Source organism: Sphingomonas sp. NIBR02145 (genome assembly GCF_027359115.1).
Classification (GTDB): Bacteria; Pseudomonadota; Alphaproteobacteria; order Sphingomonadales; family Sphingomonadaceae; genus Sphingomonas; species Sphingomonas kyeonggiensis_A.
This window is the reverse complement of the sequence record NZ_CP114791.1, coordinates 4,915,435-4,927,074: the sequence shown is the minus strand read 5'-3', so window position 1 is coordinate 4,927,074 and position 11,640 is coordinate 4,915,435. Positions and strand designations below refer to the sequence as shown.

General features: G+C 66.8%; 14 protein-coding genes. 4 read left to right on the top strand and 10 right to left on the bottom strand.

Annotation, left to right across the window (positions count from 1 at the left end; genetic code table 11):
• Positions 1 to 456 precede the first annotated feature (456 nt).
• Complete coding sequence (locus O3305_RS22760) at positions 457 to 1,098, top strand: phage tail protein (RefSeq protein WP_269574550.1); 642 nt, start codon at positions 457 to 459, stop codon at positions 1,096 to 1,098.
• Positions 1,099 to 1,172: 74 nt separating this feature from the next.
• Here the strand turns inward: O3305_RS22760 and O3305_RS22755 are convergent, their stop codons facing one another.
• The gene (locus tag O3305_RS22755; protein ID WP_269574549.1) at positions 1,173 to 1,460 is read right to left on the bottom strand and encodes a DUF6916 family protein; all 288 of its coding nucleotides are present in this window, start codon (positions 1,458 to 1,460) and stop codon (positions 1,173 to 1,175) included.
• Between the two features lie 145 nt (positions 1,461 to 1,605).
• Between O3305_RS22755 and O3305_RS22750 the strand changes: the two genes are divergently transcribed.
• Positions 1,606 to 2,103, top strand: a complete 498-nt coding sequence (locus O3305_RS22750) for a GNAT family N-acetyltransferase (RefSeq protein ID WP_269574548.1) — start codon at positions 1,606 to 1,608, stop codon at positions 2,101 to 2,103.
• Here the strand turns inward: O3305_RS22750 and glmS are convergent.
• Genes glmS through glmU form a run of 4 tightly spaced genes read right to left on the bottom strand, consistent with a single transcriptional unit; the run spans position 2,090 to position 6,055 of the window.
• Positions 2,090 to 3,913 carry a glutamine--fructose-6-phosphate transaminase (isomerizing) gene (gene glmS / locus O3305_RS22745; protein ID WP_269574547.1) on the bottom strand — a complete coding sequence of 608 codons (1,824 nt, stop codon included), beginning with the start codon at positions 3,911 to 3,913 and terminating at the stop codon, positions 2,090 to 2,092. The genes O3305_RS22750 and glmS overlap by 14 nt on opposite strands.
• Before the next feature lie 23 nt (positions 3,914 to 3,936).
• Positions 3,937 to 4,248 (bottom strand): hypothetical protein, encoded by a 312-nt coding sequence (locus O3305_RS22740; RefSeq protein ID WP_269574546.1) that lies wholly within the window; start codon positions 4,246 to 4,248, stop codon positions 3,937 to 3,939.
• 41 nt (positions 4,249 to 4,289) lie between these two features.
• On the bottom strand, positions 4,290 to 4,700 hold the full coding sequence (locus O3305_RS22735; RefSeq protein WP_269574545.1) for a hypothetical protein: 411 nt from the start codon (positions 4,698 to 4,700) through the stop codon (positions 4,290 to 4,292).
• Positions 4,697 to 6,055: a bifunctional UDP-N-acetylglucosamine diphosphorylase/glucosamine-1-phosphate N-acetyltransferase GlmU gene (glmU, locus tag O3305_RS22730; RefSeq protein ID WP_269574544.1), complete on the bottom strand. Its 1,359-nt coding sequence runs from the start codon at positions 6,053 to 6,055 to the stop codon at positions 4,697 to 4,699. The genes O3305_RS22735 and glmU overlap by 4 nt, the downstream gene beginning before the upstream one ends.
• 74 nt (positions 6,056 to 6,129) lie before the next feature.
• Here glmU and O3305_RS22725 point away from each other — a divergent pair, with 74 nt between their 5' ends.
• Positions 6,130 to 6,810: an HAD-IA family hydrolase gene (locus O3305_RS22725; protein WP_269574543.1), complete on the top strand. Its 681-nt coding sequence runs from the start codon at positions 6,130 to 6,132 to the stop codon at positions 6,808 to 6,810.
• Between the two features lie 172 nt (positions 6,811 to 6,982).
• On the opposite strand, the gene O3305_RS22720 is transcribed toward O3305_RS22725, so the two are convergent.
• The 5 genes from O3305_RS22720 to O3305_RS22700 all read right to left on the bottom strand — a co-directional run bounded on the left by O3305_RS22720 (position 6,983) and on the right by O3305_RS22700 (position 10,058).
• On the bottom strand, positions 6,983 to 7,348 hold the full coding sequence (locus O3305_RS22720) for a VOC family protein (RefSeq protein WP_269574542.1): 366 nt from the start codon (positions 7,346 to 7,348) through the stop codon (positions 6,983 to 6,985).
• Between the two features lie 85 nt (positions 7,349 to 7,433).
• Entirely contained in the window at positions 7,434 to 8,444 is a 1,011-nt protein-coding gene (locus O3305_RS22715) for a nucleotidyltransferase domain-containing protein (protein WP_269574541.1), read from the bottom strand.
• A complete protein-coding gene (locus tag O3305_RS22710) occupies positions 8,441 to 9,286 on the bottom strand; it encodes an HprK-related kinase A (RefSeq protein WP_269574540.1) in 846 nt (281 codons plus the stop codon). The genes O3305_RS22715 and O3305_RS22710 overlap by 4 nt, the downstream gene beginning before the upstream one ends.
• A complete protein-coding gene (locus tag O3305_RS22705) occupies positions 9,283 to 9,567 on the bottom strand; it encodes an HPr-rel-A system PqqD family peptide chaperone (protein ID WP_269574539.1) in 285 nt (94 codons plus the stop codon). Before O3305_RS22705 ends, O3305_RS22710 begins: the two co-directional genes overlap by 4 nt.
• 104 nt (positions 9,568 to 9,671) lie before the next feature.
• Positions 9,672 to 10,058: a hypothetical protein gene (locus O3305_RS22700; protein ID WP_269574538.1), complete on the bottom strand. Its 387-nt coding sequence runs from the start codon at positions 10,056 to 10,058 to the stop codon at positions 9,672 to 9,674.
• Between the two features lie 288 nt (positions 10,059 to 10,346).
• Here O3305_RS22700 and O3305_RS22695 point away from each other — a divergent pair, with 288 nt between their 5' ends.
• Entirely contained in the window at positions 10,347 to 11,549 is a 1,203-nt protein-coding gene (locus O3305_RS22695; RefSeq protein ID WP_269574537.1) for an ATP-binding protein, read from the top strand.
• The last annotated feature ends 91 nt before the right edge of the window (positions 11,550 to 11,640 follow it).

Sequence of the window (11,640 nt, the reverse complement as noted above, 5' to 3'; positions counted from 1 at the left end):
GGGGTCGGCGTCTTGCGCCCCCCGATTCGCTGCTTACCAGAGATCCCCGCAACGATCCGACCACAGGCGGAACGCGCCTTCCCCAAGCCCCACGACATGTGCAAACCTACCCCCAACGCCCATGACGGACGAGCGCGCTGTATATATCGCGCGAACGTTGAACAAAAGTCACTAAAATCAGGAATTAGTTCCGAATTAAGGAACTAGTTACTTTTCCACCAAAATGACTTGAAGCGCATCTGGAGGATTATTCGCGCCGATAGCTCCCAAATGGCACCTTGAATTTTGCAAATTACGACTTTTCGTCAGCCCACTCTTCCCCACCGAGGCGAGATAGAACGGAATTGAAGTAATAGCCGCTTGTCTGCCCTTGCGATCGCGTATCTAAAAACCCCGCCTTAGGAACCGGCGCGGCATTCCGGCGCGCTGGCCATCGCTAACTTGGGGGGTAGGACAATGTCTGAACCGTTTATGGGCCAGATCATGCAGGTCGGCTTCAACTTCGCGCCGCGCGGCTGGGCCTCGTGCAATGGCCAGATCCTCGGCATCTCGCAGAACAATGCGCTGTTCGCGCTGCTCGGCACGACCTTCGGCGGCAATGGCGTGAGCACCTTCGCCCTGCCGAACGCAGCGGGACGCGGCTTTGTCGGCCTTGGCCAGAGCACCGCCAGCGGCCAGACCTATGTGTGGGGCCAGGTTTCCGGCACCGAGACCGAGACGCTGACGATCGCCAACATGCCGGCGCACAATCACGTCGCCACCTTCACCGGCATCGCCGGCCAGACCTCCGCCACCGGCTCGATCTCGGCGATCAGCGACGTCACGGGCGGCCAGCAGGTCAACACGCCGGCAGCCGGCTCGCTGCTCGCGAACTGCGCCAATGCCGGCACCCAGGCCGTGAAGATCTACGTCCCCTCGGGCACCACCGGCACTTCGGTGAACCTGGGCGGCGTCAACATCACCGGCGGCAACTTCACGCCGCAGGGTTCGGTGCAGGTCGGCATCACCGGCAGCAACATCCCCTTCTCGATCATGAACCCCTATGTCGCGGTGCAGACCAACATCTCGCTGTCGGGCGTGTTCCCGTCGCGCAACTGATCGTCACGACGACCAAACAGAACCGGCTCCGTCGCACCCTGCGGCGGAGCCGGTTTCGTTTCAGCCGTCCTGGATCAGGAGAAGACCGCTTCGTAGATTCGCCGATCGGGCAGCGGCTGGAGCTGGGTGATCAGGATCGCATGCGGGCCGCCCCTGCCGCAATCGAGCTCATAGGTGGCATCGATCAGATAGACGTCCATCGGCGCTTCGAAGAACAGCGAGAAGGGCGCACGCACGTCGATGCCCCGCAAGGGACTGCGCCGAAAGATCTGGGCAAGCGTGATCTCCACCGGCTCGGGCAGGGTCGAAACGCGGACCTTGCGCCCAACCCAGGGTTCGAAATCTTCCGGCTTAAGTTCCATGTCGCTGCTTTCCCCTCCTGCATAATCAAAGCTATCCTGCCGGTACGGACGCAACACGGGAAGACGGTCCACGCCGTTTCGGGGCAAAATGACGCGGAATAAGCTACCTTCCTTCCCGGCGGCACGGGTCCTCCCGCCCTTGCCCATGGAGTTGCCGACACAGGGGATCGCGCTGCCCGCAGCCGATGTCGGCAACCTGCCCGAGCTTGCCGATCTTCACGCTCAGGCGCGCATCGCGGAGCTGCTGTTCGCGCCCTGGGCTCCCGACCAGAAACGCGCGTTCCTCGACGAACAATTCGCGCTCCAGCACGCGCATTTCGTGAAGGCCCACCGCAAGGGAGACTTCCGGCTGGTGACGCGCGGCGATGCTCCGATCGGCCGCTTCTATTTCGACAGGAGCGGGCCGGAATGGGTGCTGATCGACATCCTGCTCGCGCCCGGGGCACAGGCCAGGGGGCTCGGCACGACGCTGGTCGGCTGGCTGCAACAGGCTGCACGGGACGCGAACGCGGACCGACTGCGCCTGAGCGTCGCCTATAACAACCCGCGCGCGCAGGCACTCTACCGACGGCTGGGGTTCGAGGATGCCGGCGACGTGGCCGGCACCCATCTCTCGATGCTCTGGCGGCCTATTCGACCGTGACCGACTTCGCCAGGTTGCGCGGCTGATCGACGTCGGTGCCCTTGGCCACCGCGACATGATAGGCGAGCAGCTGCACCGGCACCGCATAGACCAGAGGCGCGATCAGCGGGTGGACCTTGGGCATGGTGATCGTCGCCACGGTGCCCTCGCCCGCCGCTTCGATGCCGTCATAGTCCGAGATCAGGATCACCTTGCCGCCACGCGCCTGAACCTCCTGCATGTTGCTGACGGTCTTCTCGAACAGCGGGCCCGAAGGGGCGATCACGATCACCGGCACGGCATCGTCGATCAGCGCGATCGGCCCGTGCTTCATCTCGCCGGCGGCATAGCCCTCGGCGTGGATGTAGCTGATTTCCTTGAGCTTGAGCGCGCCCTCGAGCGCCAGCGGATAATCGGTGCCGCGGCCGAGATAGAGCACGTCGCGGGCAGCGGCGACCACGCCGGCCATCGCCTGGATCGCCTCGTCATAGGCCAGCGCGCCGTTGAGCGCGGCCGGCGCCTCGGCGAGATGCTTGACGATCGCCTTCTCCTCGGCGTCGGACAGCTTGCCCTTGGCCTTGGCGAGATTGGCGGCGAGCGCGGCGAGTACCGCAAGCTGGCAGGTGAACGCCTTGGTCGAGGCGACGCCGATCTCCGGCCCGGCATGCGTCGGCAGCAGCAAGTCGGCCTCGCGCGCCATCGAGCTGGTGGGGACGTTGACCACCGCGGCGATCTTCTGGCCTTCGCTGCGGGCATGGCGGAGCGCGGCGAGCGTATCGGCGGTCTCGCCCGACTGGCTGATGACGATCATCAGCCCGCCCTCTTCCATCACCGGCGCGCGGTAGCGGAACTCGGAGGCGACATCGAGATCGACCGGCACGCGGGCGAACTGCTCGAACCAGTATTTGGCGACCATGCCGGCATAGAAGCTGGTACCGCAGGCGACGATGGTGACGCGCTTGATCGCCGACAGATCGAAGTCCGGGATCGGCAGCGTTACCTGGTCGTCCATGCGCTGCAGATAGGCGCGCAGCGTCTGGGCGACGACGATCGGCTGCTCGTAGATCTCCTTGAGCATGTAGTGGCGGTGGTTGCCCTTGGAGACGAGATCGCCGGTGACGCCGGAGATGGTGACCGGGCGCTCGACGGGGTTGTTGTCCTTGTCGAAGATCTGGGCGCCGTCGCGGGTGATGACGACCCAGTCGCCTTCCTCGAGATAGGCGATGCGCTGGGTGAGCGGCGCCAGGGCCAGCGCGTCCGAGCCGAGATAGGTCTCGCCGTCGCCATAGCCGACGACCAGCGGCGAGCCGAGGCGGGCACCGACCAGCAGATCCGGATGCTGGCGGAACAGGATGGCGAGCGCGAAGGCGCCATGCAGGCGCGGCAGCACCTCGGCGACGGCCTCGGCCGGGGCCATGCCGGCCTCGACCTTCTCGCTGACCAGATGGGCGACGACTTCGGTATCGGTCTCGCTCTCGAACTTGCGGCCGCGGGCGATCAGCTCGTCGCGCAGCGCCTTGAAGTTCTCGATGATGCCGTTGTGGACCAAAGCGACTTCGCCGGTGGCGTGCGGATGGGCGTTGTTGGTGGTGGGACCGCCATGGGTAGCCCAGCGGGTATGCGCGATGCCGGTGGTGCCGGGCAGCGGGTTCTCCGCCAGCTCCTTGCCGAGATTGACCAGCTTGCCGGAGGCGCGGCGGCGCTCGATCCGGCCATCGACATCGGTGGCGATGCCGGCCGAGTCATAGCCACGATATTCCAGCCGCTTGAGGCCGTCGTACAACCGCTCCGCAACGTCTTCCCGGCCGACGATTCCAACGATTCCGCACATCTCAATTCATCCTTCAGACCGCATCAATGCGGGAATTTGGTATCGACAAAGACCCGGGTGAACTCGACCGGATCGGGCTCCCGGCCATTGGCCGCGACGAACCGGTCCCGCCCCTTGTCCCAGACCTGGCGGATCGCGCCCGCAATGCCATCGGGGAACTGCATCCGGGCAACCACGATCGCCCGCCAGTCGCCGGCCTCGCCGAAGACCTCGCGGAACCGGGGCTCCATCGCCGTCAGCCTGGTATCCTGCTCGGCGTCGAGATGACCGATCGCATCGAGCACATAGCTGTCGAGCAGCCGAAGAAAGGGTTTGCCGGCATATCGGTCGGTCATGGCGTTGCGGGCTTCCTCGTCAGGCAAGTGGCGGCCGAAAATCAGCCCAGGATTTCGATCTGGTCCGCCGTCTCGACGGAGATGCGGGTCTGGAAATGCGAGCCGACCGGCACGCGGCGGGCGATGCCCTTCACGCGCACGCGCTTGCCGACAAGGACGTCTTCGGCGTGCCCGCCGAGCTTCTCCTTGAGCCCGTTGCGTGCCCCGGTATGCAGCTCGATGGTGAGGTTGCCGGGGTCGCGGTAATTGGCGGCGGAGTTGAGATAGGCGCTGAACCCGCCCGCGCCGGACGAAGCGACCACGAACTCGAACACGCCCTCGACCGCACCGGTCTTCGAGGCGGCGACCGCCTCGATCGCCTGGGCCGGCGTGAGCGGCGCGGCGGTCTGGGCGATCGCCGGCGCGGCGAGCACCAGGGAGAGCATCGCGACCTGGCTGCGCATACGCATCATTTCTTCCCCGCTTCCTTAAGAGCCTTCATCTTCTCGCGGAACTTGCGCGCCCAGCCCGGCTTCACCTGCTGCTCAGCCCGCACGATCCCCAAGGCGTCGCTCTCGACATCGCGGGTCACCACCGATCCGGCGGCGACGATCGCGCCATCACCGATGGTGACGGGCGCCACGAGCGCGCTGTTGCTTCCTACAAAAGCGCCGTTTCCTATGACTGTCCGGTACTTTAAAAATCCGTCATAATTGCAGGTGATCGTGCCCGCGCCGATATTCGCCCCCGCCCCGACGGTGGCATCGCCGATATAGCTGAGGTGGTTGGCCTTGGCGCCGGGGCCGATCACGGCCTTCTTGATCTCGACGAAATTGCCCACCTTGGCACCCTGCTCGATCCGCGCGCCGGGGCGCAGCCGGGCATAGGGGCCGATATCGGCACCGGACAGGATCTCGGCGCCTTCGAGGTGGCTGAAGGCATGGATGACCACCCGGTCGGCCACGCTCACGCCGGGACCGAACACCACGTTGGGCTCGATCGTCACGTCGCGGCCGATCACCGTGTCATAGGCGAACCACACCGTCTCGGGCGCGACCAGGGTGGCGCCCTCGACCATCGCGCGGGCGCGGCGGCGCTGCTGCCATTCCTGCTCGAGCCCGGCGAGCTCGCCGCGACTGTTGACCCCCGCAACCTCGATCGCATCGGTCTCGATGCCGACCGAGAAGCGGCCCTCGGCACGGGCGAGCTCGACCAGGTCGGTCAGGTAATATTCGCCGGCGGCATTGTCGTTCTTGAGCTGCGCGAGCAAGCGGAACAGGTCCGCCGAGCGCACAGCCATCAGGCCGGAATTGCAGAGGGTTACCGCACGCTCCTCGGGCGTCGCGTCCTTGAACTCGACGATCTTGTCGAGCCGGCCATCAGGGCCGACGATCACCCGGCCATAGGCGCCGGGATCGGCCGGGCGGAAGCCGAGCACCACCACGCTCGGATCGCCCTCGCCGTGAAGCGCGTCAATCATCCGGCGCATCGTTCCGGTCGTGACCAGCGGCACGTCGCCATAGAGGATCAGGACATCGCCCTGGAAACCGGCCAGCGCCGCCTCCGCCATGCGCACGGCATGGCCGGTGCCGAGCTGCTCGGCCTGCTCGGCGGTCTCGACACCGAGGGGGTGCACCGCCGCCTCGACCTGCTCCTTGCCCGCGCCGACCACCACGACCTCGCGCTCGGCACCCAGCGCCTTCACGCTGTCGATCAGGTGGAGCAGCATCGGCCGGCCGGCGATGGGATGGAGGACCTTGTGGGTATCGGACTTCATCCGCGTGCCCTTGCCGGCCGCCAGGATGATTGCTGCGATCGGTGCGGTCATTTTCCCTCCATTTACCCGTCCCCTGCCACGTTAGCCTTGCCAATTCCATAGGGCTGCTGGCAGGCAGCACCGCCATGGCTGATTTCCCCTTCGACATCGTCGGTTTCGACCTGGACGGCACCCTGATCGACAGCAGCACCGACCTGGTGGGCGCGACCAACCACGCCCTCGATCTGGCCGGGCGGCCGCTGCTCGACAAGGCTGCGGTGATGACCATGGTCGGGCTCGGCGCCAAGCATATGCTGGAGCAGGCGCTGGAGGCCTCGGGCGGCTATGACGAGGCGCTGATGGCGCGGCTCTATCCGGCGCTGCTCGAATGGTACCGGGACCATGTCTCCGAGCATTCGCGGCCCTTCCCGGGCATGATCGAGGCGCTGGACCTGCTGGCGGCGCGCGGCGCGAAGGTGGCGATCGTCACCAACAAGTTCGAATATCTGGCGGTGAAGCTGATCGACGAGCTGGGGCTGAGCGCCCGCTTCGAGACGATCATCGGCGGCGACACGATGGGCAAGGGCAACGCCAAGCCCTCCGCCCTGCCGATCCAGGAGATGATCCGGCGCTGCGGCGGCGGGCGCGCGGCGTTCGTCGGCGACACGATCTTCGACACGCTGGCGGCGAAGAATGCCGGGGTGCCGAGCGTGGCGGTAAGCTTCGGCTTCCTGACCCAGCCGATCGAGGAGCTGGGCGCCGACGCGGTGATCGATTCCTTCGCCGAGCTGGTGCCGGCGCTGGAGCGGCTGGGACAACAGAATTAGGCGTGCACAATTCCCCTCCCTGCAAGGGAGGGGCTAGGGGTGGGTTAGAAAAGGTCGGGCTCGATGCCCGGCCTTTTCTTTTTACCGATGCCGTCTCGCTGGGCGCGCCCGGAAGGCCGGGCGCGCAACCCACCCCCACCCCCTCCCTTGCAGGGAGGGGAGCAAGAAGGAATCAGGTACGATTCTTCAGCTGGTGGAGCAGCACGCCATTGCCTTCGCTGTCCTCGATCACGCGCATCCGGCAGACGGGCGAGTGGATCAGGTCGGTCTTGAAGGTGACGCCCTTGGCCTCGAGATCGGCGCAGAGCGCGTCGAGGTCCTCGACCTCGAAGGCGATGGTGCCGCCGGAATCGGCCGAGGGCTTGTTGCCGGTGACCGTGGTGATGCCGAGGCAGCCGCCGCCGGGCAGGTCATATTCCACCCAGGGAATGCCATAGGCGGCGTTGCTCGCCGGCAGGCCGAGGACGTTCTCGTAGAAATTGCGGGCACGGTCGAGATCGATGACCGGGTACATGGTGAAAGCGACCTTGCGGAACATCGAAACCCCTCCTGCTGAACGCCGCGGAGGATAGGCTGCGATCGCCTACATCACAAGGATTTGTTCCCGTTTCGTTTCAATGCGTTCAGCCGACCGGGCGATAGCCCTTGCGGTATTTGGTCCAGAGATGGCGGGCGAGCATCGCCGGCGGCATGCGGAGCCAGTGGCTGCGGACATAGAAGGCCATGCGCAGCGGCCTGCGGGTCTGGCGGCCCCAGCCGTCACGCGCGGTGAGGCGGCGGAGATAGAGGCGATCGGCCAGCCCAAGCCGCTGGTATTCCGAAGGAACTTCGGTGCCGTAGAGGGCATGGCTGAGGCGCAGGGCGCGGGCCATTTCACGGGCCAGGCCGTGGTGGCGGGCGCGCTCCAGCAGGCCTTCGGTGCCACCATCCCGTACCAGACAGTGAAAGTCCCAAAGGTTGCGCATTCCACCCGCCAGATCGCCGTCCGCCAGGAGATGGGCGACGGCGTGGACCAGCACATCCGGACGCGAAAGTATGCGCAGGCCGTTTTCGAGCGGTTCGCTGGCCGCGATCAGGCCGGCCGCGTCCGGGGTTATCTTCGCGGTCAGCGGCAGGATCGTGTGGTGGACGTCGATCATGCGATCCCGTTCATGATGGATCAGCGGGGGCAGCTCGTGCATCCAGCGGCGGTAATAGGCATCGTCATAGGGATCGGGCTTCACCCATTCCCAGCCGGCGGCCATCAGCGCGGCCTCCACCTCGCCAAGGCTCTCGCGCGGCACGAGAATATCGAGATCGCCGATATTGCGGCCCGCGCTCGGCGACAGGCCGGCGGCGGCAAAGGCAGTGCCCTTGAGCAGCACCACCGGCACGCCCAGCGGGGCGAGCGCGCGACGGGCCATTTCGGCTTCCCAGAGGGCGGCCATGCGGACCTGCTCGGACGAGGCGAGCGCATCCTCGACCAGACGCTTTATCCGGGCGGGTAGCACCAGGCCATGCAAACGGTGCGCGAGCGTGCCAGCCATCTGCTCTGCACGGGCTACGGCGAAGAGTTCGGTCCACTCTTTCGCCGAGAAGGTGAGCGAAGCGGAGGGCTCGCGGAGTATGGTCGCAAGGCGCCAGCCGGGGTTCATGCGAGCCCCTCGACCAGGGCAATGCCAGCTTCGGTGTCCGGATAGTCTATTGCGCGCGCCGGGACCGACTGGACGAGCCGGGTGAGCGCATCGAAACCGCGCTCCGCCAGATGGACGTAATTGGTCGAGGCCTGGGTGAGACGGACGAATGCTTCGCTGGGCAGCACCGGACGCTCGGCGGTGTCGAAGCCGAAGCGCGGGAAGAGGATCAGCGCGGGCTGGGCAAGCTCGTCCATCGCGGCGATGGCGCGGGCATCGGGGACGAGATGGCGGATATCGCCCTTGGGCGTGCCGGCGAGCAGCGGCCCGAACCGGCCCTGCGGATGCGCGGCCTGGGCGACCGCGATCGCCTGGTTCTTGAGGCTGATCAGGCGCGGAAAGGCGTGGGCTGCACCAGTTCGCGGATCGATCAGTACGAACTCGTCGCCCATCAGCCGCCAGCCGCGCGCCATCAGCAGCGCAGCCAGGGTGGACTTGCCGGCGCCCGAGATGCCGGTCATCAGCACCGCCTTCCCGTCCCTTTCAACCGCGGAAGCGTGCAGTAACAGGTAGCGGCGCTGCGCGAGCGCCATCTGCAGGTTCATCCCCATCTCGGCGGCGAGCAGGCCCTGGGCAAGCGGCAGCGGCGCGGCATCGGGAATGGTGAAGTCCCCGCCGATATGGACCGCGGGGCGGAGATATCTGCGCCACGGACGGGCGGCGAAGAGGTGGACGTTGAAGTCCGGGATCTCGGGCTTCGGGTAATCGCCGTACAGGTCTTCGAGCGCGGCGATCGGCGCGCGCCAGTGGCTGCCGATGCGGAAGGCGGCGGGGCCGATCCGGAGATGGGCGATGTGCCTCACAGCCGCTCGACCAGCCCGGCCTGGACGAGCTCGTCGAGACGGATCGCCAGCGCGGCGGGATCGGCGTCGAGCAGGTCGTAGCGCTCGGTGAGGTTGGCGAGGAGCTGGTCGAGGGTCCGGGGCTCGGGGGTGAGCGCTTCGAGCAGCTCGGGTACCGGCGCGTCGACGACATGGGTGATGCCCGAGGCGCGGTGGTAGATCAGGGTGAGCGCGTCGAGCGGGACGATGCGGAGGGTTTCGGGCGCGGCGGCGCGGTAGAGGACCGTCATCTCACGCCCCATTCGTCATCCCGGCGAAAGCCGGGATCTCGTGCGGCTCCTTCCCCGCGCCTTCGCCTGAGATCCCGGCTTTCGCCGGGATGACGGGAACCGGGAATGCCACGGCCTCAGCCGCGCGGCATTTGCAGCGAGGCGAAGCAGGTGAAGCCGCTGGTGCCCGATTGCAGGCGGCGGATGTAATTGGTGTAGGCGCGGCTCTGCTCATAGGTGGTGCCGGGCAGAGTGCCGCCGTTGAGCGCGTTCTTGACCTCGGCCGCCTTGAACGGCCGGCCCGCCGCCGGGAAGGCGCCCTGGGTGCCCGCGGGGACCAGCTTGCCGTCGGCCGCGACATATTGGCCGGCGCGGCCCGGATCGGGGACCGGGATCTCGCAGTTCATCACCGAGGCATTGGTCTGCGCCAGCGCGGGGCGGATCGAGACGATCGCGGACGCACTCGCCGCGCCGAGCATCAGTGCGCGTCGGCTTGCCTTCGGACCCTGTGCTTCGTCTGCCATGATGCATTGTCCTGCGCCCGGTGGCGTTTCGCAATCGTAAATTGTGGGACAGGCCGTCCCAACACCCTCGTCATTCCCGCGGAAGGCGGGAATCCATTGCCGCTGCCGTCGCGGCTCCGTTCGAGAAGCCGGCCAGAATGGATCTCCGCCTTCGCGGAGATGACGGTGAAAAGGGGTGGGGATGACGAAGCTGGAGTGCGGGAACGATGGAATAGAGGGCGCATCGGCAATAATCGCGGCAATAATCGCGGGTGACGAATCTTCGCCCCGCCCCTAGTAAGGCGGCTCATGCCCTATTCCTCCGGTATCAAGGCGCTTGTGGCGCTCGGCATCGCTGCCGCGGGCGCGCTGGCGGGGCTGTTGCTCAACGGCGACGTGCAGACCAGCCTGATCATGCTGGTGTGCGGCGTGGCCGCCGTGCTGGTGGCGACGGCCGGTGGCGACCAGGACGGTCCGCCCGATGCCGCCCCGGCGGCGAGCGAGGATCCGGGCATTGCCGAAGTGCTCGATGCGATCGCCGAGCCGGTGCTGCTGATCGCCGAGCGCCGCGTGACCGCCGCCAATCCGCCTGCCCGCACCCTGCTCGGCCAGCATATCCTGGGCGAGGATGTTCGGGTGGCCATTCGCCACCCCGCCGCCGCCGAGCGGCTGATGAACCCGAGCGATCCGGGCAGCGCGGCACCGATCCACCTGGTGGGCCTGGGCACGCGGGACCAGCGCTGGGAGATGCGGGTGACGACGCTCGCCGACGGGCGGCGGATCGTCCATCTGGTCGACCGCACCGGTAGCTATGCCACCGAGCGGATCCGCGTCGACTTCGTCGCCAATGCCAGCCACGAGCTGCGCACCCCGCTCGCCTCGCTGCTCGGCTATGTCGAGACGCTGGAGGATGGCGCGGGCGAGGATCCGGGGCTGCGCGAGCGGTTCCTCAAGATCATGCACGGCGAGGCACGCCGGATGCAGCGGCTGATCGACGACCTGATCTCGCTGAGCCGGATCGAGGCGGAGAAATATCGCGCGCCCGACGATCCCGTCGCGCTGGGCGAGCTGATCGACGAAGTGTGTCTCGAGCTTTCGGGCGTGCCGCGCGCGGGCGATGTGGTGACCGAGATCGCCGAGGTGGCGCCGGTGCGCGGCGATGCCTCGCAGCTCAGCCAGCTGCTCCACAACGTCATCGGCAATGCGATGAAGTACGGCCGCGAGGGAACGCCGATCCTCGTCAGCCTGTTGCCCGAGGGCGATTCGATGGTGCGCCTCAGCGTGACCGACCAGGGCGACGGCATCCCGCCCGAGCACCTGCCCCGCCTCACCGAGCGCTTCTACCGCGTCGATGCCGGCCGCAGCCGGACGATCGGCGGCACGGGCCTGGGCCTCTCGATCGTCAAGCATATCGTCGAGCGGCACCGCGGGCGCTTCGACATCGCCAGCGTGGTCGGCAAGGGAACCACGGTGAGCGTGCTGCTTCCCTTGGCCGCTGTCATAAAGCCGTAACCGTACTGCAACAGAGGCAGGCGAACCGCAGGGCGATTCTCGCCCCCTTCTTGCCGTTCCCGGGAGACGAGACATTTTCGGCAGGCTTGCA